The 20702-nt window shown below is 72.4% G+C and carries 20 protein-coding genes; 7 read left to right on the forward strand and 13 right to left on the reverse strand.

Annotation, left to right across the window (positions count from 1 at the left end):
* Nucleotides 1–11: 11 nt before the first annotated feature.
* Nucleotides 12–755 (forward strand): sulfite exporter TauE/SafE family protein, encoded by a 744-nt coding sequence (locus WFK95_RS00255; RefSeq protein ID WP_336669536.1) that lies wholly within the window; start codon nucleotides 12–14, stop codon nucleotides 753–755.
* Here WFK95_RS00255 and WFK95_RS00260 read toward each other — a convergent pair.
* From WFK95_RS00260 to WFK95_RS00285, 6 genes are read right to left on the reverse strand one after another with little or no spacing between them, the layout of a single operon-like run.
* Nucleotides 752–1381, reverse strand: coding sequence for a TetR/AcrR family transcriptional regulator (locus WFK95_RS00260; protein ID WP_336669537.1), 630 nt, complete (start codon nucleotides 1379–1381; stop codon nucleotides 752–754). The two genes, WFK95_RS00255 and WFK95_RS00260, sit on opposite strands and share 4 nt — an antisense overlap.
* A complete protein-coding gene (locus WFK95_RS00265; RefSeq protein WP_336669538.1) occupies nucleotides 1378–2178 on the reverse strand; it encodes an MBL fold metallo-hydrolase in 801 nt (266 codons plus the stop codon). Before WFK95_RS00265 ends, WFK95_RS00260 begins: the two co-directional genes overlap by 4 nt.
* Nucleotides 2175–2900 carry a dienelactone hydrolase family protein gene (locus WFK95_RS00270; RefSeq protein WP_336669539.1) on the reverse strand — a complete coding sequence of 242 codons (726 nt, stop codon included), beginning with the start codon at nucleotides 2898–2900 and terminating at the stop codon, nucleotides 2175–2177. Before WFK95_RS00270 ends, WFK95_RS00265 begins: the two co-directional genes overlap by 4 nt.
* Entirely contained in the window at nucleotides 2897–3676 is a 780-nt protein-coding gene (locus tag WFK95_RS00275) for an MBL fold metallo-hydrolase (protein ID WP_336669540.1), read from the reverse strand. Before WFK95_RS00275 ends, WFK95_RS00270 begins: the two co-directional genes overlap by 4 nt.
* On the reverse strand, nucleotides 3673–5241 hold the full coding sequence (locus WFK95_RS00280; protein WP_336669541.1) for an AMP-binding protein: 1569 nt from the start codon (nucleotides 5239–5241) through the stop codon (nucleotides 3673–3675). Before WFK95_RS00280 ends, WFK95_RS00275 begins: the two co-directional genes overlap by 4 nt.
* Entirely contained in the window at nucleotides 5238–6122 is an 885-nt protein-coding gene (locus WFK95_RS00285; protein WP_336669542.1) for an SDR family NAD(P)-dependent oxidoreductase, read from the reverse strand. The genes WFK95_RS00280 and WFK95_RS00285 overlap by 4 nt, the downstream gene beginning before the upstream one ends.
* A gap of 150 nt (nucleotides 6123–6272) precedes the next feature.
* On the opposite strand from WFK95_RS00285, the gene WFK95_RS00290 reads away from it, so the two are divergent.
* Complete coding sequence (locus tag WFK95_RS00290; protein WP_224644866.1) at nucleotides 6273–6482, forward strand: sigma factor-like helix-turn-helix DNA-binding protein; 210 nt, start codon at nucleotides 6273–6275, stop codon at nucleotides 6480–6482.
* 3 nt (nucleotides 6483–6485) lie between these two features.
* Here the strand turns inward: WFK95_RS00290 and WFK95_RS00295 are convergent, their stop codons facing one another.
* The 3 genes from WFK95_RS00295 to WFK95_RS00305 are packed head-to-tail and all read right to left on the reverse strand — an operon-like array spanning nucleotide 6486 to nucleotide 9753.
* Nucleotides 6486–7952, reverse strand: coding sequence for a flavin-containing monooxygenase (locus WFK95_RS00295; protein WP_336669543.1), 1467 nt, complete (start codon nucleotides 7950–7952; stop codon nucleotides 6486–6488).
* On the reverse strand, nucleotides 7949–8866 hold the full coding sequence (locus WFK95_RS00300) for a patatin-like phospholipase family protein (RefSeq protein WP_336669544.1): 918 nt from the start codon (nucleotides 8864–8866) through the stop codon (nucleotides 7949–7951). The genes WFK95_RS00295 and WFK95_RS00300 overlap by 4 nt, the downstream gene beginning before the upstream one ends.
* A complete protein-coding gene (locus WFK95_RS00305) occupies nucleotides 8863–9753 on the reverse strand; it encodes an SDR family oxidoreductase (RefSeq protein ID WP_336669545.1) in 891 nt (296 codons plus the stop codon). The genes WFK95_RS00300 and WFK95_RS00305 overlap by 4 nt, the downstream gene beginning before the upstream one ends.
* A 60-nt stretch (nucleotides 9754–9813) precedes the next feature.
* On the opposite strand from WFK95_RS00305, the gene WFK95_RS00310 reads away from it, so the two are divergent.
* The gene (locus tag WFK95_RS00310; protein ID WP_336669546.1) at nucleotides 9814–10437 is read left to right on the forward strand and encodes a TetR/AcrR family transcriptional regulator; all 624 of its coding nucleotides are present in this window, start codon (nucleotides 9814–9816) and stop codon (nucleotides 10435–10437) included.
* A gap of 36 nt (nucleotides 10438–10473) precedes the next feature.
* On the opposite strand, the gene WFK95_RS00315 is transcribed toward WFK95_RS00310, so the two are convergent.
* The gene (locus WFK95_RS00315; protein ID WP_224644871.1) at nucleotides 10474–10617 is read right to left on the reverse strand and encodes a hypothetical protein; all 144 of its coding nucleotides are present in this window, start codon (nucleotides 10615–10617) and stop codon (nucleotides 10474–10476) included.
* A 224-nt stretch (nucleotides 10618–10841) separates the two neighbouring features.
* Here WFK95_RS00315 and WFK95_RS00320 point away from each other — a divergent pair, with 224 nt between their 5' ends.
* Complete coding sequence (locus WFK95_RS00320; RefSeq protein ID WP_336669547.1) at nucleotides 10842–12140, forward strand: lipase family protein; 1299 nt, start codon at nucleotides 10842–10844, stop codon at nucleotides 12138–12140.
* On the opposite strand, the gene WFK95_RS00325 is transcribed toward WFK95_RS00320, so the two are convergent.
* Complete coding sequence (locus WFK95_RS00325; protein WP_336669548.1) at nucleotides 12141–13361, reverse strand: HNH endonuclease; 1221 nt, start codon at nucleotides 13359–13361, stop codon at nucleotides 12141–12143.
* A gap of 73 nt (nucleotides 13362–13434) precedes the next feature.
* On the reverse strand, nucleotides 13435–14910 hold the full coding sequence (locus tag WFK95_RS00330) for a hypothetical protein (protein ID WP_336669549.1): 1476 nt from the start codon (nucleotides 14908–14910) through the stop codon (nucleotides 13435–13437).
* A 180-nt stretch (nucleotides 14911–15090) separates the two neighbouring features.
* On the opposite strand from WFK95_RS00330, the gene WFK95_RS00335 reads away from it, so the two are divergent.
* Genes WFK95_RS00335 through WFK95_RS00345 form a run of 3 tightly spaced genes read left to right on the forward strand, consistent with a single transcriptional unit; the run spans nucleotide 15091 to nucleotide 18144 of the window.
* The gene (locus tag WFK95_RS00335; RefSeq protein WP_224644874.1) at nucleotides 15091–15546 is read left to right on the forward strand and encodes a hypothetical protein; all 456 of its coding nucleotides are present in this window, start codon (nucleotides 15091–15093) and stop codon (nucleotides 15544–15546) included.
* Nucleotides 15547–15578: 32 nt separating this feature from the next.
* On the forward strand, nucleotides 15579–16301 hold the full coding sequence (locus tag WFK95_RS00340; RefSeq protein WP_224644875.1) for a hypothetical protein: 723 nt from the start codon (nucleotides 15579–15581) through the stop codon (nucleotides 16299–16301).
* A gap of 10 nt (nucleotides 16302–16311) precedes the next feature.
* Nucleotides 16312–18144, forward strand: coding sequence for a cytochrome c oxidase assembly protein (locus WFK95_RS00345; RefSeq protein ID WP_336669550.1), 1833 nt, complete (start codon nucleotides 16312–16314; stop codon nucleotides 18142–18144).
* 298 nt (nucleotides 18145–18442) lie between these two features.
* Here WFK95_RS00345 and WFK95_RS00350 read toward each other — a convergent pair whose 3' ends face one another.
* Nucleotides 18443–20680, reverse strand: coding sequence for a heavy metal translocating P-type ATPase (locus WFK95_RS00350; protein ID WP_336669551.1), 2238 nt, complete (start codon nucleotides 20678–20680; stop codon nucleotides 18443–18445).
* Nucleotides 20681–20702: the final 22 nt, after the last annotated feature.

Consider the following 20702-nt stretch of genomic DNA (forward strand, 5'->3'; position numbering starts at 1 on the left):
ATGGGGAGCCGATGACGGCGCTGACGGTGGCCGCGCTGGTGGTCGCCGGGTTCGGGGCCGGGCTCATCGGCTACATCACCGGGCTCGCCTCGATCGTCTCCTACCCCGCGCTGCTCGCCTTCGGCCTCTCCCCGGTCGCGGCCAACGTGACCAACACCGTCGCGATGGTGGCGGTGGGCGGCGGATCGATCGCCTCCTCGGCCTCGGAGCTCGCCAAGGACCGCTTGCAGATGCGCACGCTGGCCGTGCTCGCGATCGCGGGCGGGACCGCCGGATCCGCGCTGCTCCTTCTGGCGCCGGGGAGCACCTTCGAGCGGGTGGTTCCGGTGCTCATCGCGATCGCGGCGATCGCGATCCTGCTGCAGCCGCACCTGCACGAGCGCCCCGCGGTGCAGCGGCTCGCGCGGTTCTACCCGGTCGGCGTCTTCCTGGTCGCCGTGTACGGCGGCTACTTCGGCGCGGGCGCCGGCGTGATGATCCTGGCGCTCACGCTGCTGGCCACGTCCGAACCCCTGTGGCGCGCAGCGATGCTCAAGAGCTACGCCCTCGGTCTCGCGAACCTCGCGGCGGCCCTCGGCTTCGCGGTGTTCGGGCCCGTGCACTGGCCCGCGGCGATCGCGATGGCGATCGGCGGCTTCGCCGGCGGCTGGTGCGGCCCGCCCGTCGTGGCGCGGATCGACGCCGGGAAGCTGCGCGTCGCGGTCGCGATCTGCGGCCTCGGCCTCGCGGCCTGGCTCGCCCGCGTGTGGTTCTAGGTGCGGCCCTCAGCGGGGTCGACGATGCCGAGGCCGCGCCCGAGGGTCCGGGCGGCGAACGCCACGGCCTCGTCCCAGCCCACGTCCAGGAACTCCCGGCGCTCCGTCGTGTAGTGGTTCGCGAGGCCGGTGACCTCCGACCACAGGACGGCCATCGCGGGGCGCAGGTCGCCCTCGTACCCCGCGCGGACGAGGGCCTCGCCCAGCGCACCGATGAGGCCGGCCGTCGCGTCCCGGAGGCCCTGCTCCACGGCGGGCTGCAATGCGTCCGCGGTCTCGACCAGCGCGAGCGCGTCGAACTGCCTGCCGAAGACGGGATAGCCGTCGCGGTACTCGTTCGCCGCCGCCGTGAACACCGCGACGAAGTCGGACGCCTCCTCGAGCCGAGGGCGCAGCCGCTCCGTCATCCGCAGCACGTGCTCGGCGAAGACCCCGATGAAGAGGTTCTCCTTGGTCGCGAAATAGGTGTAGACGGTGCCGAGCGAGATCCCGGCGCCGTCCGCGACGTCCCGCATGCGGAGGGCGGCGTATCCGCCGCTGCGCAGGAGCTCCTCGCCGGCGCGGAGGATGTCGATCCGGCGCTGGTCGCGGTCGCCCCACTGCGTGGCGGGCCTGCTCCTGTTCACCCCTCGATACTGCCTCGCGCCGCCTCGGCGTACATCACCGGATCGTGCGCGCACAGCAGTCGGACGGATCCGGCACCGTCGCCGAAGGTCTCCGCGAGCCGGTCCCGGGTGGCCCGGGCCTCCCGCCGTCGGGCGGCGGAGACGAACTGACCCGCGCGCAGCGCGGCGGGCACGGGCCCGCCGAGAACGGCTGCGCGGTGGTAGAAGGCGTCGCCGCAGTGCAGGATCCAGCCGTCGCCGGATCGCACCGCGATCCCCGCGTGGCCCGGCGTGTGGCCGGGCAGCGGTACCAGGAGCGCATCGTCGCCCAACGGCGTCAGCCGCGCCGCCGCGAACCCGAACCAGTCCTCGCGGAAGTCGTCGTACGCCGCCACAGCGGGTTCGGGCGAATGCCGCCAGGGCCGGTACCGCACGGCGGCCGGGATGCCGCGGGCCCCGCGCGCCGACCGCAGCTCCGTCGCGGTGGCGTGGACGGTCGCGCCGGGGAAATCGTCGATCCCGCCCGTGTGATCGGAGTCGAGGTGCGTGGCGACGATGTGTGTGACGTCGGCGCGGGCGAAGCCGAGCGCCTCCACCTGGGCGGCGGCGGTCTCGGCGGCGGCGAAGTCGGGCCGGATCACCCGCGTGAGGCCGCCGCCCAGCCTGGCCGCGGGCGCCGCGATGTCGGCCAGCCCGATCCCGGCGTCGACGAGGACGAGCCCCGCGTCGGTCTCCAGGAGCAGGACGTGGCAGACCATGGGCGGGACGCCGACGGGCCTGAGCGTGCCGCAGTTGAGGTGGTGCACCCGGTCGATCACGCGGCGCCCCCGTCCGCGAAACGCGCCGCGAAGAACGCGAAGACGCGGGACCAGGCGTCGGCCGAGGCGGCCTCGTCGTACCCGAGGCCCATGACCCGAAGCACCGCGTCGGGCGCCGAGTCGATCCGGTTGGCGAAGCTGTGGCCGACGCCGGGATAGGTCTTGAGGTCGGACAGGACGCCGTGCCGGTCGAGGACGCGCCGCAGGCGCCGCTCGCCGAACGGGAGGAACGGGTCCCGGGCGCCGAAGGATCCGACCACGGGGCAGGTGTCCGCCGTGACGGCCCGAAAGGTGGTCAGACTCCCGTAGAACGGGGCCGCCGCGACGTACCGGTCGTCGCCCTCGAGCAGGGCGAAGCCGCCGCCCATGCAGAAGCCGGTGATCGCGACCTCGCCGGTCGACTGCGGGTCGGCGGCCAGGGCGCCGCGAGCGGTCTCCAGCACCGCGAACGCGGGTCCCTTGCCCGTGCCGAGCGAGCGCATCGTGGAGACGATGCAGCCCAGCCGATTCGGGCCTGCGGTGAACAGCAGCGGCGCCATCGCGAGGTAGCCCGCGTCGGCCACGATGCGGAGGTTCCGCTCGATGTCGGGTTCCGCGCCCGTGATGTCGTGCACGAGGAGCACGGAGGGGCGCGGGCCGCCCGGCGCGGACGGTCGCGCGAGGAGCGCCTCGAAGGGTGCGGGTTCGGCGTCGATCGTGACGCGCTCGATGGTGACGCTCATCGGGGACTCCGTTCGGTGGCCTCCGCGACGGCGAGCGGGAGGCGGGGCGGGTATCGGTGCGACGAGACGGTGTGGACGTCGTCGCGGGCGGCGAGGAGCCGCAACGTCTCCCGGGTGGTCGCCTGGAGGTCCGGTGCGGCCATGGAGATCCTCTCGTACTGGGCGAGCGGGAACGCGGCGGGCGCGCCGGTGCGGGGGTCGCCGTACCCGGCGTCGCCCGTGTGCAGCAACCAGGCGTCGCCGTGCCGCACCGCCACGCCGCAGTGCCCGACGGTGTGCCCGGGGAGCGGGACGAGGACCACGTCGTCGGTGATCCACGAGCAGCCGCCGACGCCGAGCCACTCGCCCGTCCCTGCGTGCGGGCGCCACCGCGGGCCGTGCGCGAAGAACCGGGAGCGGTACGAGATCCGCGCGCGCAGCGAGCCGGACCGGGAGGGCTCGAGCTCCGTCGCGGCGACGTGCACGGCGGCTTCGGGGAAGTCCACGATCCCGGCGGCGTGCTCGCTGTGCAGGTGCGTGAGCACGATGTCGGTGAGGTCCTCGCGCCGCAGCCCGATCGACTCCAGGCGGTGCAGCAGAGACGCTTCGGGGCGGTGCGGCAGCCGCAGGAAGAAGCGCTCGAAGCCGATCAGCGTCGGATCCTCGAAGACCGAGGCCGGGAAGCCGGCGTCGACGGCGAGCACGCGGTCACCGTCGACCACGACGAGCGCGAGGGTCGGCACCTCCCCGCCGCCCAGGGGGCGCAGCGGCGCCACGTCGAACAGGTGGACCGTCATCGGGCTGCTCCTTCGGGGTCCAGGGTCGCGAGCAGGGCCGCGGCCGCGCGCCGGTCGACCTTGCCCGCGGCGTTGCGGGGGACCGCCGCGACGAAGTGGATGTCGCGGGGCTGCTCGAACCGGGACAGGGATCCGCGCAGGTAGTCGCGGAGCGCATCCCCGGTCGGCCGAGCAGGATCCGCCGTCTCCACGAGCGCGACGAGGCGCTGGCCGTACTGCGCGTCGGCGACGCCCAGGGCGCAGGAGTCCGCGACGCCGGCGTGCGCCGCGAGGGCGTTCTCGACGGCGCGCGGGTAGACGTTCTCGCCGCCGCTGACGATCATGTCGTCGTCGCGGCCCGCCACGTGCAGCAATCCGTGCCGGTCGAGGTGGCCGAGATCGCCGGTCGCGATCAGCGCGCCCACGCGGGCCTTGTCGGGGCCGCCCGTGTACCGGCCGACGGCCGGGCGGCCGCCGACGAAGATCCGGCCCGTGATCCCGGTGGGGACGGGCGCACCGTCGTCGTCGAGGACCCGGACGGTGGCCCCCGCGACCGGCCGGCCGACGGTGCCCGGGGCGCGCAGCAGGTCGTCGGGCGTGGCGAGGGTCGCGAGCGCGACCTCGGAGGAGCCGTAGCCGTTGAACAGGACGCCCCCGAAGCGGGCGGTGAACCGGTCCGCGAGCGCGGGGAGCAGCGCGGAGCCGCCGCTCAGCACGACCGGCGGAACGCTCTCGGGCGGTGCGGCTTCCAGGATGCGGGCGAGCATCGCCGGGACCACCATCAGGGCGTCGGCGCGGTGCGTCGCCGCCCGGTCCAGCGCGACCGCGGGGTCGAAGCGCGACTGCGTGATGACGGTGCCGCCCAGGCCCAGCGTGAGGGCGAGCGCGGCGAGGCCGAAGGCGTGGAAGAAGGGCACCGCCACCGCGGTCCGGTAGCCGACGTGCGCGCCGGTGCGGGCGATCACGCTCGCGGTCATCCCGAGCAGGGTCGACGGTGCCGGATCGCGCGGCACGCCGCGCGGAGTGCCTGTCGTCCCGGACGTGAGCAGGATGAGTCGCCCCTCGCGCGGGGCGGGGTCGACGGTGCCCCAGCGGTCGCGCAGGGCGGACGAGGCGATCGTGGTCTCGGGGATCTCGTCCAGGGCGGGGACGAACTCCTCGTCGGCGATCACGAGCCGCACGGCGTGGCCCTCGAGCGACGCGGCGAGGGCGCGGCCGCGGAAGTCGGTGTTGAGCAGCAGGACGTCGGCGCCGAGGGACGCCGTCGCGAGGAGGGCGACGACGAAGCGTCGGCCGTTGCGGCACAGGACGCCGACCGTCTCCCCGGGTGCGACGCCGTGGCTCCGGTGCAGAGCGGTCGCCGCGGCGCCGACCTCGGCGAGGAGGTCCCCGTAGGTGAGGGCGCCCTCGTCGTCGACGAGCGCGATCCGACCGGGCGCGCGCGCCGCGGCGACGCGGAGCAGGGTGACGAATCCGGGTGCACCGGAGCCGAGCCCGCGGGCGACGGCGGGCCACCGGTGGGGCGGCGGCGGAACCAGCAGGCCGGAACCCAGCGCCGCGCGGACGATCTCGGGGACGGCGCTCATCGGAGCGCCTCCGCGTCCGCACGGGCCGAGGGCGAGTCCTCGCCGAACCGGAAGGCCAGCGTGTACGCGGCGGAGAAGGCGCCGCCCGCGACCGTGGAGGCAACGTCGAGCGGCCACGACCACCACGGAGCCAGCGAGCGCGGGCCGTCGACCACGGCGGCGGCCACGATCTGCGCGGCGTGCTCCGGGTGGAGGCCGGGGAGCCGGCGCATGCTGGGCGTCGGCGCGCTCATCCGGGTGTGGATCAGCGCCATGTAGATCGACGTCGTGCTGATGTTCCGGGCCCGGAGTTCCGGTGTAACGCTGCGGAACCACGTGTCGAAGGCACCCTTGGACGCCTGGTACGCACCCCACCGCGGCCCGGGGTGCATGCGGACGCCGACCGTCGAGATGTTGACGATCCGCCCGCCGCCGGCCTCGGTCATCGCGGGGACGAGGCGCAGCAGGAGCCGGACGGGGCCCAGGTAGTTGATGTCGACGGTCCGCTCGAAGTCCTGCGGTCGGTCGAGCTGCAGGGTGAGCGAGCGGCGGATCGACTTGCCGGCGTTGTTGATCACGATGTCGGGCGCGCCGTGCCGGTCGAGGATGGCGGCGGCGAGGTCCTCGACCGCGCGCGGGTCCGTGAGGTCGGCCGGCAGCACGTGGGCGGTACCGCCGTCGGCCCTTATCCGGGCCGCGACCTCGTCGAGCTTGTCGGCGGTGCGCGCGACGAGCAGGACGGTGGCACCGGCGGCGGCGAACGACTCCGCCGTGGCGGCGCCGAGCCCGAAGGAGGCGCCGGTGACGAGGACGGTGCGGCCGCCGACGGCCTTCGCGAGGCGGTGCGGATCGGTCTCCCGGCGGGGGCTGGACAGGCGCCCGAGGAGTGAGGGTGCGGCCATGACGGCCTCCAATCTGAACGAGGTTCAGTAGCTGAACTCTGTTCAGAATGGTGGGTCGCCGGCGCGCTGTCAAGGGGTTGCGACACGATCGGGACGGAATCGGGACCGCGCGGAGGAATGTTCGCCGCACGCGGATCGGAGGATCACGACATGATCGACTCCGATGCCGCGCCGTCGCGCGCCCGCGCGTCCCTGGTGGACCGCCTGCCCGACGAGCTGCGGATCGTGCTGCTGCTGCGGATCGTGCAGGGGCGCAGCGTCGCCGAGTGCGCCGAGGTGCTCACGATGACGGAGGGCCAGGTGCTGCTCACGCAGCACCGGGCCCTCTCCGTCCTCCGCGCCCGCCTCGGGACGCCGTGATCGTCAGGTGCGGTCGGCGGACCGTCGGACGTGGAAGTCCGCGTCGTCGGGCGCGGACAGCATGCGCACCATGGTCTTCCGGTCGAAGGGCCACAGGTCGATCGACCCGCCCTCGGTGAAGTACCAGGAGTTGCAGCCGGTGTTCCAGACCGTCGGGCCCATGGCCTCCGCCACCTGCCGGTTGAAACCCTCCGTGGCCTCCTCGGTGACCTCCATCGTCCGGACCTCGCCGCGTCGGAACCGATCGAGCCACTGCGCGATGTACCTCGCCGTGAGGTCGGCCGAGAACTGCAGGGAGATGGAGCCCGTCGGGGAGTTGGGGCCGAGGACGGTGAACAGGTTGGGGAAGCCGGGGATCGCCGTCATGCGGTAGGCCCGCGGACCGTCGGCCCAGGCGTCGTCGAGCTTCACGCCGTCGCGGCCCGTCACCCGCATGGGCCGCATGTAGTCGTGTGCGCGGAAGCCGGTGGCGAGCACGAGGAGGTCCGCCTCGTGGAGCTGCCCGTCGACGGTCCGGATGCCGGTCGGCTCGATCCGCTCGATGCCGTCGGTCACCAGGGAGGCGTTGCGGGCCTTGAGCGCCGAGTAGTACGTACCGGAGACGACCTGCCGCTTGCACAGCGGCTCGTCCTCGGGGGTGAGGTCCTTCCGCAGCGCCGGCGGCAGCTGCGCCCGCAGCGAGAGTCGGGCGTACGCCTGCACCGCGCTGCGCCGCCATGACGGCTTCGTCGCGATGTCGGCGAGGATGCCCGAGCCCCAGAGCAGGCCCTGGTGCACCTGGTCGAGAACCTTCGGCGCCCGCCTGAAGAGCTCCGAGACGAGCCCGATCTGGGGCAGCCGCATCGGCGCCCACAGCACCCACTGCGGGGATCGGACGAAGTGCGTGAGGTGCTTCGCCTTCGGCTGCAGCGCCGAGACCACCTGCACGCCGGTCGATCCCGTGCCGATGACGGCGATCCTGCGGCCCTCGCTCACCAGGGAGTCGTCCCAGCGCGCGGTGTGCACCACGTCGCCCTCGAAGTCGGCGAGGCCCTCGATGTCGGGGATCGCGGGATTGTGCAGCACGCCGGTGGCGCAGACGACGAAGTCGGCCGTCATCGTCTCGCCGGTGTTCAGGGTGAGCGACCAGGTGGCGGAGGCGTCGTCGAACTCGGCGGCGAGGACCTCGGTGTTGCAACGGATCCGGTCCTGCAGGCCCAGCTGTTCGACCACGTCGCGGTGGTACTGCTGGATCTGCGGGCCGGTGGCCCAGATCTTCTCCCAGTCGGGCTTCGGGGCGAAGGCGAACTGGTAGATCTGCGAGGGCACGTCGCAGGTGAGGCCGGGGTAGCGGTTCCAGAACCAGACGCCGCCCACGTCGGCGCCCTTCTCCAGGACGACCCAGTCGGTGAATCCCTGCTCCTGCAGGACGTGCGCGGTCGAGATGCCGGCGACGCCGGCGCCGATGACCACGATGCGGGGCTCGGTCATCGTGCCTCCTCCAGTCCGCGGCGGACGGCGAGCGGAGCGGTGCGCTGTGCGGCCGTGAAGGCCTCGGCGCGCTTGCCCCGGGCCATGAAGTTCGCGCCGAGGCCGGCGAGATCGGCACCGTCGGGCGAGATCACGGTGACCTTCTGCCCCCGGGCCCGCGCCAGTTCGACCTCGCCCCAGAAGACGGCCGACATGGGGCGGCGCAGCGCCGCGTACTCGACGAGGCCGCCGAGGCCGGGGCCGCGGACGCCGGGCGCCGAGGCCATGGAGACCACGGCGACGATCTCGTCCGCGTCCTGCGGGGTGATGAGGTCGACCGAGGCGGTCGAGGCGGCGCCGCCGTCGACGTAGGTGCGGCCCTCGATCTCGACGGGCGGCATCCACGCGGGGATCGCCCACGACGCGCGGAGGGCCTCGCCGGCAGTGGCTTTCGGGGCCCCGGGCGCGCCGAGGGCGACGCGCTCGCCGGTAGCGGGTTCGTAGGCCACGAGGCGGGCCTTCGGCGGCACGAGCGCACCCGGCCCGACGGTGGCGTCGGCGAGCTCCTGCAGCCACGTCGCATCACCGCGGCCGCGCGGGGCGACGCCGGTCAGCGGCGCGTGCCCGCCGCGGCGGGTCCACAGGGTCGACGGGTCGGCGGGCAGTGAGAACGGGATCCGCGGCAGCGGCGCCGGCGTGGCGGCGAGGTGGCGTTGCAGCACGGGCGATTCCGCGCGCCCTTCCTGCATGGCGACGAGGTCCTGGACCGAGAAGGCCTGCAGGGCGGTGATGATCTCCGAGCCGGCGGAGGTGCCCTGGAGTACGTCCGCCTCGCGCACGTCCCAGCCCAGCTGCTCCTCGAGCGCAGCCAGCGCGGCGATGGTCCACGCCCCGCCGATGGTGCCGCCGCAGCCGATCACGAGCGCGCGGGTCACCGGGCGGCCTCCCCGTCGGTCAGGGCGGCGTGGTCCGCGTGGTCGGTGGCCTGCCGGGCGATGCGGTCGGTGTAGGCCTTGCGGGCGGCCGCGTCGAGATCGAGAGTGCGCCGGTCGTCGAGCAGCTTGCGCGCGAGGCGTTCGATCGGCTCGGGAACGAAGGCCTCGACGAGGCTCCAGCCCGGGGCGACCCACTTCGGAACGGAGGTGCGCGCCGCGCGGGTGCGCAGGGTGTCGAGGACCGCGGCGGCCACGTCCTCGGGGTCGACGGTGGGCAGGGCGCCGCCGAGCTGCGCCCCGGAGGAGAGTTCGGTGCGGACCGCCGACGGGAGGATCGCGCAGACCGCGACGCCCGCGACGTCGTACTCCCGGCGCGCGGCGAGCGACGCCCCGAGCGCGGCGAACTTGCTGGCGTTGTAGGTGACCATGCCGGGGATCGGGATCATCCCGGCCATCGACGCGACGTTGACGACGTGGCCGCCGCCGGCCTCGGCCATCCCGGGGATCACGGCGCGTATGCCGTTGAGCATGCCGCGCACGTTGACGTCGAGGATGAGGTCGGTGGTGGTCTCCGACTCCTCTTCGAAGTGCCCGAGCGACATGACGCCGGCGTTGTTGATCAGGACGTCGACCGGGGCGTCGAGGTCGGCGACGAGCGCCGCCCAGGACGCGCGGTCGGTGACGTCGAGGCGGGCGGCGCGCGCGCCGGGGATCGTCGCCGCGGTGGTCTCCGCGACGTCGAGGTCGACGTCGGCCAGCACGACGCGGGCGCCGTGCTGCGCGAAGAGGCGGGCGGTGGCGGCACCGATGCCGCGGGCGCCGCCGGTGATGACGACGAGCGCACCGTCGAGCCGGGCGAGGTGGTCGCGAGAAGAGAACAGGTTCATGTGACCGACAGTATCCGAATACTGCGAGTTTTTGAATACCCTGTCGCGTATTCTTCTCCCGTGGCCAGGCTGACCAGGGTGGAACAACGCGCGCAGACCCGCGCCGACCTGCTGATCGCCGCGCGCGATCGCTTCCTGGAGGTCGGGTACGCCGCCGCGAGCCTGGAGGACATCGCCGACCGGGCCGGGTACTCCAAGGGTGCCGTCTACTCCAACTTCGTCGACAAGCCGAACCTGTGCCGCGAGGTGCTGCAGGCCATCCATGACGAGAAGATCGGCGAGCTCGCCGGCGTGGTCACGGGTGAGGGGCAGTTGCAGGACCGCATCGATCTGCTCGCCGACTGGGTGCAGCGGACCGCCGGCGACGTGGGCTGGACGATGCTCGAACTCGAGTTCATCACCGTCGCCCGCACCGACCCGGACCTGCTCGCCATGATCGTGGAGCTCCGCGCCGCGGCGCGCAGCACCGTCGTCGAGATGCTCGTCGACCTGGTGCGGGGCGAGTCCGGCGCCGAGGAGATCGAACCGCACCTGCGGAGCACGCTCGAATCCGCAGCGGAGCTGCTGCTCTCGGCCGGGATCGGGCTGGGTATTCAGCGCGCGATCGATCCGACCATCGCCACCGAGCCCGTCATCGAGTCCATGCGGGCCACGCTGATGATGCTGGCGGCGGCCGGTTCTTAGCGGCGGAACCACCCGCGTCCGAGGCCGCGATCGGGTTCACAGGAGGACGAGGGCCTCGCGGTGCACTGCCACGGCGCGGCCGTCGTCGAGCTTGACGGACACCGCCTCGTCGTCGGCGCTGAGCACCGTTCCGAATCCGAGCACCTCGTCGCGCAACTGCACGCGGTCACCAGGGGTCATGTCATTCACCTCAATCCGCCATTAAGCGAACTGAAGATTAGCCGTCGCGGGGCCGGTCGCGGACGGATTCACCGGATGTTCACACAGCGCCGGCCCGAGCGGCCCGAGCAGCGTGGGGTCTCGGCCGCGGGGTCTCCGCAACCGAGCCGCAATGGGACAGATTATTCAGATCTGTCCCAAATGTGTGTACAGTCGCTCCGAACGCCCGATCAGGAGGACGCGACATGACGGCTGTGCAGAACCGCACGGAGCTCGCCGAGCTGTGGCCCGCACCCGCGGAGCCGCAGATGGTGGGCATCGACCCGTTCTTCGACGCCCCGTCGGGCTTCGAGGACGCACCCGAGGGCACCGTGCTGCGGTACCGCGACGTGAGCATCGGCTTCCTCGGCCGGATCAAGCAGAAGGTGCGCGCCACCCAGCTGCTGTACCGCACCGTGAACATGCACGGCGTCCCCGAGGTCACCGTCACCACCGTGATCAGCCCGCTCCGCGGAGCGAAGCGGGGCGCGCCGCTGGTCTCGTACCAGTGCGCGATCGACTCGCTGCACCCCAAGACCTTCCCCTCGTACGTGCTGCAGCACGGCGTCCGCTGCGACGACGCCTCGTTCCCGCAGATCGAGTACCTCTTCATCGCGGCTGCCGTCGCCAAGGGCTGGACCGTCTCCGTGCCCGACCACGGCGGCCAGACCGGCCGCTGGGGCATCCCCCGCGAGCCCGGCTACATGGTGCTCGACGGTCTGCGCGCCGCGCTCTCGCACGAGCCGCTCGGCCTCGCCGCGGACACGCGCCTCGGCGTCTGGGGTTACTCGGGTGGCGGCCTCGCCACGTCCTGGGCGGCGGAGATCGCACCGTCGTACGCCCCCGAGCTGAACCTGATCGCCGGGGCCGTGGGCGCGCCCGTCTCCGATCCGGGCAATGTCTTCGTCTACCTCAACAACACCCTGTTCACCGGCCTGCCGACGCTGGTGATCGCGGCGCTGGCCCGCGAGTACCCGACGCTACGTGAGGTGCTCGCCGAGCACGTCGACGACAAGGGGCGCAAGGTCTTCTACGAGGACGCGCTCGAGTGGTCGCCCGAGCGGGCCATCCGCAAGATGGCGCACAAGGACTTCGGCTACTACTGCGACCTCCCGTTCGAGGACATCGCCCGGCTGCCGAAGCTGCTGGAGATCTTCGACGACATCCGCCCCGGTCAGTCCGCGCCCTCCGTGCCGATGCTCGTGGTGCAGTCCACCAAGGACCAGATCTCGCCGGCCTCCGACGCCGAGGCCCACGTGGAGCGGTACACGTCCGGCGGCACGCACGTCGAGTACCTCACCGACCAGTGGAGCGACCACTTCTCGATGCACTTCCTGTCGGCACCGATGCTGCTGGGCTGGCTGGCCGACCGGCTCGACGGCAAGCCCGTCACCGACGCCGGGCATCGGCACAAGCGCACCATCATGGCGTCGCCGCGGCAGCTCGGCCGCACGCTGCGCCTCGTCGGCACGCTGACCCGCGTGGGTCTGGCCCGCCGGATCTAGCTAGGCGGCCTGGTCCGGGGCGGTGGACCGGTGGTGGTGTCCGCTCGGTGTTCGGGTGTCGACGGTGTGCCGCCCGCTCGCGTCCGGCACCACCCGGCTGGTCCAGCCGGTGGCTTCCTTGGCGTAGTTGCACGCCGCGCACAGGCCCTGCCCGTTCTGAAACTCGGTGGGACCACCGGACGCGTGCGGAACCACGTGGTCGGTGTGCGCGATCGGCGCGTCACAGTACGGGGTCCGGCAGAACCGGTCCCGTGCCCGGATCATCTCCGCCAACTCATCAGGGAAACAGCGGGCCCGTGAGTCCATGCCGACGACCGCACCCGACTCGGGCGCGATGTACAGCCGCTTCACCCAGGCGACGCCGGCAGCGGTGGCCCGGCCGATGAGATTGCGGGCGATCTCCGCCGGCATCGTCCCGCCGCCGTCGAGGTGCGCCGTCCCGGACCGGTCGCCCAGCAACACCGTGGCGGGCATCGTCAGGTTCACCGTGACCGGTTGACCTGCGGCGGCCTCGCGGCCGGTGATCCGCGCGAACGCGGTGTCGGCCATGATCTGACCGCGCGTGCGCAGGTCCGCGCCGATCCCGATCAGCGTGGCGGCGTGCTTGCGCAGCGCCGCGTACACCCCGACGCCCTGCGCCACCGGCAACAGCAACGAGACCCTGGCCATCCCCTCCGGCAACGGGCGGATCGTCACGGTCCGGTCCTTCTCCGCCGTCGCGTTCCGATCCACCGTCGCCTGCGCGTCCAGCCGATACGCGACCTGCTCGACCCGCGCGCTGAGTTGCTTGAGGCCCATCCCCGCCAGCGTCGCCGGATCAGCGCACAACTGCGCATCCGCGACATGCCGATCGGAGGCGTCCAGATGCGCCAAGCCGCCGACGATCACCGGGATCGCCTCCGGCGACAGGTCACCCTCGCGTAACCGGGCGCGAGCGCACGGCATCGTCTTCTCCAGCTCCACCGCCCGGTTCACGAACTTCGCGGCCGCGTTCGGCGACATGTGCAACGCCAACCCGACCTCCGCCGCCACGCCCTGCTGCCACCGGTCCTGCGCCAACCCCGCCGCCACCCGCTCGCACACCCGCTCCCGCAGCAACTCCGCCGCCAACCGGTACTGCTCGAACACCGTCCGGCACCGCTGCCTCTCCATCGAACGCAAACGCTCCGCCATGCCACCATCAGGCGGCCGATCATCCTCTACACCACCGTCTTCGTCCATGAACTCACGCTACAAGGACCCACCGACAAGTTTTCGAGACTGCAACATCATCTCGAAAAGATGCCGGGTGCGGTCAGCGCGCGGGCGTCGTGGTGGTGGTCGTCGTGGCCGGCTTCGTCGTGGTCCGCGTCGCGGGCGCGGTCGTGGTGGTCGCCGGCTTCTCCGCCTGCGTGGTGGTGACGGGCACCTCGGTCGTCGTCCTCGGGGCCGTCGTCGTGGTCCTCGTCGCCGACGGTGCCGTCGTCGTGGTGGTCGCCGGCTTCGTGGTGGTCGGCTCCGCTGACGAAGTGGTCGTGCGACTCGTGGCCGTGGATGACTTCTCGGTGGTCGTCGTGGTGGTCGTGCGGTCGGTGGTCCGCGTCGTCGTCGCGGCCCCGGTCTCCTCGGAATCCGTCGTCCGGGCGGTCGAGGTGGCGTCCGCGCTCTTCCCGCTCGAGGTCCGAGTGGTGGTCGTGGTGGTGGTCGTCGACGGCCGGGTGCGGCTCGTCGCGACCGTCACGTTGACGTCCTCGCCCAGCGCGCGCACCACGTCGGCGCGCGTGCCGTTGTAGACGCTCGCGCCCGCGATGGCCCGGGCGGAGGGGGCGAGCACCGTCTTATCGCGGTTCGGGTTCCACTCGCCGTCCGCGCCCGGGAGCGCGGTGATCACCTCGGCGCGGCCCGACGTGGGCAGCGCTGCGAGGACCGTGCCCGGGTAGACGGGCGGCGACGTGTAGCGGACCGTCGGCGTGACGTCGTAGGCCAACCACGGCGCGACGACCCGCGCCTGGTCCCGGGCGGCGACGGGCCGGCCGGGCGTGACCGCCCACACCGGGAGATAGGGGTCGTCGCGGAAGAGCGGGTTGGGGCGGGCGTGCGGATTCTGCGGCACGTTCAGCCCGATCGAGACGGAGACGATCGGCTGCGGGCGCGGGCGGTTCCAGTCGCGCGGGTAGACCCACATGACGGGGACGTCGGCGCGGAAGGTCGGCTCGTACCAGGGCTTGGGCCACGACGGGCGCTCCCAGGGCTTCGGCTGGCCGGGGTACCACGGACGCACGCCGAGCTGGCGGCCGTACACGGTCCAACAGGTCTGCGACTGCACCTCGGCGCCCGCGACCCAGCCGTTCCACCGGCCGGTCTCGCAGATCTGCCGGTACACGGTGACCTGGTGCGGCGTGTAGTTCCACGGGCGGGTGTTCACGGGCCGGGTGAGCTGCGGCGGTGGCGGCGCGACGTCCTGCTCCGCGACGGGCAGCCCCGGAACCGGCGGCGCCTTCGGATAGAAGACGGTGGCACCGTCGTCGGAGCTCGCGGTGACGGTGCCCTGCTCGAGCCCCGCGTTCGCCACGGCCTGCGAGGCGATGGGATCGCCGACCACCGTGACGCCCTTCTCGGGGACGGGCACGCCGTCGGTCTGGAAGGCGCCCGGATTCGACGTGAAGTCCTCGCCGGTGATCTGGGAGAAGGCGACGGAGCTGTCCTGCTGGTCGTCGCTCGACCCGCACGCCGTGAGGGTGGCTGCGGTGAGGAGGGCGGCGGCCATCGCGCCCAAGTGCTGCGCGTTCATGACGGACCCGTTCCGATCGGTCGGTTCTGCTGAAGCGCTGGTTTCGTAACGCCGATTACCTGGGCCCAGTCGACCACGAGGTGTGGAGTCGGTCAAGCGACGGGGGTTGCCCGAGGCGGCCGCACGCACAGGCCGATCGGGGATTCTGCTCACCGCGAAATGCCAGGTAGGATGGCCCGCGTGATGCACAAGCACGCGGAGACCACGGACACGTCGCGCACCATCCGGATCTGGGGGTGGGTCGGCGCGGCCGTCGCCCTCGCGACGTCGCTGGTGCACCTGCCGATGCTCGGCGACAACAGCTGGGTGGTCTCGCTCATCGTCGCCGCGATGCTGATCGGCTGCGCGCACTGCTCCGTCTGCCTGTTCCGCAACCCGACGGTGAGCGCCTGGCTCCGGACCGCGGCGATGGGCGCCATCATGATCGCGCTGCACCCGGTGCTCATGTCGGCGATGGACTCCGGCATGGCCGGAATGGACCACTCGATGCCCGGGATGGACATGGGCTCGATGGGCCACTCGATGAGCGCGATGCAGCCCTGGATGACCCTGATGATCGTCTTCGCCGCGGCGGAGATCGTGGTGGCCGCGGCCGCCCTCGGCTGGATGGCGCTGCGCGGCCGCGCCGCGCGGTAACGCCGGGCCGACGAGAACGGATAGAGGATTCGATGAACGCGAACACTGACCTCAAGCGAGCGGGCCTGCGTCGTGCCGCCACTCTCACCGCCGCGACCGCGCTGGTCGCCGGCCTGACCGGTGGTGTCGCCGTCGCCGACCCCGACACCACCACCAAGCCCACCGCCCCGGCGGCGGAGCTGCTGCTCAACTCCAGCGATTTCCCGAGCGGCTACATCGTCGTGCCGTCGCCGCAGCAGCGGCTGGCCAACGAGCTGGGCGCCGACCCCCTGACCCTCGCGAGCTCCGCGAAGGTCACCCCGCCGGAGTGCAAGAACATCCTCGCCGCCGCCAAGGGCGGCCAGGGCGACGGCGACACCGTCGCCGGCGTGCACGACCAGGACCGCAAGAGCCTGAGCGAGACGCTGGTCGCCAAGGACGTCGACGTCGACACCGTCAAGGTCGGCCTGCTGAAGCTGTGCTCCGACGTGACCATCGAGACCAACGATCCGCGGGGCGGCACCATCAAGGTGCGCGCCATCACCAAGGAGGTCTCCTCGGACAAGCAGAAGGCCACCTTCGAGATCGCGCTCGACGGCACTCGCACCAAGGGCGCCGATTCCTTCCCGATCCACCAGAAGGTCCTCGTCGGCGTGGCCTCGCTGCGCGGTTACACCGTCGCGGTGCAGGGCACCAAGCTCGGCGGCGACCCGGATCGCGGCGAGTTCAACGGCTTCCTCGACAAGTCCGTGAAGAAGATCAAGGACGCGAAGTAACTTGACCACGGTGGCGCAGGAGTCCGACGCCGCTGCGATGACCGAAGAATCCCCGGGCGCACCGCGCGCGGGTGGCATCGCGGCGCTCGCCGTCGGCTCCCTCGCCGCCGTCGCGGTCGTGATCTGGCTGGTCAGCAGCGAGGGTGAGCTGCGCTACCTCGTCAACGGCAACGCCTACCCGGGCGCGCTCACCGCGTACGGGGCGGCCGTCGGCCGCGTGATCGGCACCGTCGCCGCCGCCCTGACCTTCGGCGCGGTGGCCTACGCCGTCTTCCGGACCAAGGCCCTCGACACCGGTGAGCTCGGTCTGCGCGGGTACCTCACGCAGCTGCAGGCCCGACGGTACGCCGTCGTCTGGGCCGTCGTCTCGCTCCCGATGGTCTTCCTGGCGGCCGCGGAGAGCGCCGCCCAGAACCTCGTCGACACCTACCGTGTGGGCGGCCTCGGCATCCTGATCTCCGCGTCGGACACCGCCAAGGGCTGGATCGTCTCCCTGGTCTGCGCCGTGATCGTGTACGTCGCGCTGCGCACGGCGATGACGTGGATGGCGCACCTGTGGATGCTGCTGCCCGCCGTTGTCGGCCTGCTCGCCACGATCGTCACCGCGAACGAGGCGCAGAACTGGAACCACGACTACACGACCGCGGCGCTCACCACTCTCGGCGTGGTCGCGGCGCTGTGGCTCGGCGGGCTGTGGTCCGCGGTGCGCCTGCCGGCCCGGCCGGAGCGGCGCTGGATCGGCCCGCTGTACGCCGGGGTCGCGCTGCTCAACGGGCTCGTGATCGCCTTGGTCATGGCGCCGGGCTCCGACCTGTGGGTCACCTGGTACGGCCTGCTGCTCCTGGCCACCGGCGCGCTGCTGCTCGCAGCGGGTGCCGCGCACTGGCTGCGGGCCCTGCCCGTCGCCGCGGCGCTGCTGACGGCCGCCTTCGGCACCGCGATCGCCGCGTCCGAGCTGACGCCCCCGCCCTTCCTGCGCAGTCGGCCGACGGTGGGGGAGAACTTCCTCGGCTACAACCTGCCGGACCCGCCCAGCGCGATGGCCTTCCTCGGGAACTGGCGCCCCGACCTGAACCTCGCGCCCTTCGCGATCGCCCTCGCCGTCGGCTACCTGCTGCTGGTCCGGCGCACCACGAACTGGCCCTGGTACCGGACCGTGTTCTTCATCCTGGGCTGCGTCTTCCTGCTCACGCTGACCAGCTCCGGGCTGCGCACCTACTCCAACGCGATGTTCAGCGTGCACATGGTGGTGCACATGCTGATGACGTCGATCGTGCCGGTCTTCCTGCTGCTCGGCGCGCCGATCACGCTGATGCGCGACACGTTGACCGGGGCGCCCGCGCGCTGGCTCTCGACGGTCCTCGAGTCGCGTTCCTTCGCCGTGCTGATGCGCCCCGTCGTGCAGCTCGGGCTGTTCGCCGCGGTGCTCTACGGCCTCTACTTCACGCCGCTCTTCGACAGCATCGGCCGCTACCACTGGGGCCACCTGGCGATCTATGCCGCGCTGCTGTTCACAGGCTTCCTGTTCTACTGGCGCGTCTTCCAGATCGACCCGGTGCCGGGCGAGCTGCCCTTCATCGGCCGCATCGGCATGCTGCTCGCGATGATGCCGATCACCATGGTCTTCGCGCTCATCATCATGACGATGGACGGGCTCGTCGGCTCGCGCCTGTACCTCTACCTCGACTTCGAGTGGATGACGGACCTGCACCGCGACCAGTTCGTCGGCGGCGTCGTCGCCTGGGCCACCGACGAGGCCGCGATCGCCCTGGTCACCCTGGGCCTGGTGCTGCACTGGGCGTGGCGCAACCGTGACGAGGACTCCGAGCCCGAGCTGCTCTGAGCTGTACCGCACGCCAGCCGTCCTGACGGTGCTGGGCGGCCACGTATCGAAGTGGTTGTGCGCGGCGACTGCTATGCCAATTGTGCATACGCTTGTTTCTGCAGGCCACGGTGTTTCGTGGCGACCGAGTCATGCAGAATCGGCATACCCGGCTGACCTGTGGACCGACGGGATCGCGGAGGCTATGCGGATTCCGCATGACGTGCGCCGATGAATACGGTTGTGACCTGCAGAGATAGGGCTATGCAGGTCCGGCATGACCTATTCGGCGAGCATGCCTGTACCTCGGGTCGCGCGGCTATTTCGTGCCGAACTTGCGCAGGCGCAGGCTGTTCCACACGACGAAGAACGAGCTGAAGGCCATCGCGGCGGCGCCGATGAGCGGGTTCAGCAGGCCGGCCACGGCGACGGGAATCGCGGCGACGTTGTAGCCGAACGCCCAGACCAGGTTCGTCTTGATGGTCTTCAGCGTCGCGCGGGCGAGGCCGAGCGCGTCGGGGACCGCGGACAGCTCCTCGCGCATGAGCACGACGTCGGCGGCGCTCTGGGCCACGTCGGTGCCGGTGCCCATCGCGAGGCCGAGGTCGGCGGCGGCGAGGGCGGGGCCGTCGTTCACGCCGTCGCCCACCATCGCGACCCGCCGCCCGGAGGCCTGCAGCTCGCGGACCGCCGCGACCTTCCCGTCGGGCAGCACGTCGGCGCGCACGTCGTCGATGCCGACGAGCGCGGCGACCTTCGTGGCCGCGGCGGCGTTGTCGCCGGTCAGGAGCACGGTCCGGATTCCGGCCTCGTGCAGCCGCGCGACGGCGTCCGCCGCGTCGGCCTTGATGGTGTCGGCCACCTCGAGCACGGCGGCGACGGCACCGTCGACCTCGATGACGGCGACGGTCCGCCCGGCCTCGGCGGCGGCCTCGACGGCCCCCGACAGCACGCCCGGCTCGACGAACCGCGGCGAGCCGACCCGCACGACGGCACCGTCGACCACCCCGGTGGCGCCGAGGCCCGGGACCGCCCGGAAGTCCTCGACGGCGGGCAGGTCGGAGCCGGCCCGCGCGACGACGGCCCGCGCGACGGCGTGCTCGGACGCCGACTCGACGGCCCCCGCGAGCCGCAGCACGCCGGATTCCGTGAACCCGGGCGCGACGCTCACCTCGGCCACGGAGAGCACGCCGGTGGTCACGGTGCCGGTCTTGTCGAAGACGACGGTGTCGATGGTCTCGGTGGCCTCCAGCGCCTGGTGCCCGCGCACGTACACGCCGAGCTGTGCACCCCGGCCCGAGGCCACCATGAACGCGACGGGCGTCGCCAGGCCGAGCGCGCAGGGGCAGGCGATCACGAGCACGGCGATCGCCGACTTCACCGCGCTGTCGACCCCGTCGGCCAGAAGCCAGCCCACGAAGGTCAGCGCCGCGATGGCGAAGACGCAGGGCACGAAGACGGCGGAGACGCGGTCGGCGAGGCGCTGCATCCGCGCCTTCGTCGCCTGCGCGTCCTCGACGAGGCGGAGCATCGCGGCGAAGGTGGTGTCCGCGCCGACGGCGGTCGCGCGCACCGTCAGGCGGCCGTCCTGGCAGACGGTGCCGCCGACGACCTTGTCGCCCGGGCCGGCCGGCACGGGGCGGGACTCGCCGGTCATGGCCGAGTTGTCGACGAACGCCGACCCGGATTCGACGATGCCGTCCGTCGCGATCGTCTCGCCCGGCCGCACCACGAAGAGCTGCTCCTCGCGCAGCTCGCCGACGGGGATCCGCAGCTCGGAACCGTCGCGGACCAGCACCGACACCTCGCGGGCGCCGCGCGTCGCGAGCTCCCGCAGCGCTGACGCCGCCTTCGCGCGGGCGGAGGCCTCGAAGTACCGCCCCGCCAGCACGAAGACGGTGACGCCCATCGCGACCTCGAGGTAGATCGGATCGGACTGGATGATCGCGTTCCAGAAGCCGTGCGGATCCGGGCGCTCGCGGCCGGGCGTGAGCACGGTGACCACCGACCACGCGGTGGCGGAGATGATGCCGACCGAGACCAGCGTGTCCATCGTGGCCGCGCCGTGCCGCGCGCCCAGGAAGGCCCGCTTGTGCAGCGGCCACGCGCCCCAGGTCACGACGGGCAGGCTCAGCGCGAGCAGCACCCACTGCCAGCCGGTGAAGCGCGTCGACGGGATGGTCGCGAGCACGATCGACAGGTCCGCGGCCGGCACGAACAGCACCAGCGAGACGATCAGCCGGCGCAGCACGTCGCGCCGCTCGCGCTCCTCGGCGAGGATCGCGCGGCGCGGGTTCGGGGACTTGGGCGCCGCGGTGTACCCCGCGGCCTCGACGGTGCCGGTCAGCTGTTCGACGGTGACCGTCGGCGCGTGCTCGACGGTGGCCGTCCGCGTGGCCAGGTTGACCACCGCGCGCACCCCGTCGAGCTTGTTGAGCTTGCGCTCGACTCGCCCGACGCACGCGGCGCACGTCATGCCGCCGACGTCGAGGAAAGTGCGCTGCGCCTGCTCCGGCTGCGCGGCGGCCGGAGCGGGGGCCTGGTCGAGATCCGTCACCCTTCCAGTATCCACCCCGGGC

Origin of the sequence: Tsukamurella sp. USMM236, assembly GCF_037148755.1 — a bacterium.
Classification (GTDB): Bacteria; Actinomycetota; Actinomycetes; order Mycobacteriales; family Mycobacteriaceae; genus Tsukamurella.

Bases quoted from the DNA above. Each gene is read 5' to 3' on its own strand.
- WFK95_RS00255 (WP_336669536.1), top strand. From the start codon at position 12: ATGACGGCGCTGACGGTGGCCGCGCTGGTGGTCGCCGGGTTCGGGGCC.
- WFK95_RS00270 (WP_336669539.1), bottom strand. From the start codon at position 2,900: ATGAGCGTCACCATCGAGCGCGTCACGATCGACGCCGAACCCGCACCC.
- WFK95_RS00275 (WP_336669540.1), bottom strand. From the start codon at position 3,676: ATGACGGTCCACCTGTTCGACGTGGCGCCGCTGCGCCCCCTGGGCGGC.
- WFK95_RS00280 (WP_336669541.1), bottom strand. From the start codon at position 5,241: ATGAGCGCCGTCCCCGAGATCGTCCGCGCGGCGCTGGGTTCCGGCCTG.
- WFK95_RS00285 (WP_336669542.1), bottom strand. From the start codon at position 6,122: ATGGCCGCACCCTCACTCCTCGGGCGCCTGTCCAGCCCCCGCCGGGAG.
- WFK95_RS00290 (WP_224644866.1), top strand. From the start codon at position 6,273: ATGATCGACTCCGATGCCGCGCCGTCGCGCGCCCGCGCGTCCCTGGTG.
- WFK95_RS00295 (WP_336669543.1), bottom strand. From the start codon at position 7,952: ATGACCGAGCCCCGCATCGTGGTCATCGGCGCCGGCGTCGCCGGCATC.
- WFK95_RS00305 (WP_336669545.1), bottom strand. From the start codon at position 9,753: ATGAACCTGTTCTCTTCTCGCGACCACCTCGCCCGGCTCGACGGTGCG.
- WFK95_RS00315 (WP_224644871.1), bottom strand. From the start codon at position 10,617: ATGACCCCTGGTGACCGCGTGCAGTTGCGCGACGAGGTGCTCGGATTC.
- WFK95_RS00320 (WP_336669547.1), top strand. From the start codon at position 10,842: ATGACGGCTGTGCAGAACCGCACGGAGCTCGCCGAGCTGTGGCCCGCA.
- WFK95_RS00325 (WP_336669548.1), bottom strand. From the start codon at position 13,361: ATGGACGAAGACGGTGGTGTAGAGGATGATCGGCCGCCTGATGGTGGC.
- WFK95_RS00330 (WP_336669549.1), bottom strand. From the start codon at position 14,910: ATGAACGCGCAGCACTTGGGCGCGATGGCCGCCGCCCTCCTCACCGCA.
- WFK95_RS00340 (WP_224644875.1), top strand. From the start codon at position 15,579: ATGAACGCGAACACTGACCTCAAGCGAGCGGGCCTGCGTCGTGCCGCC.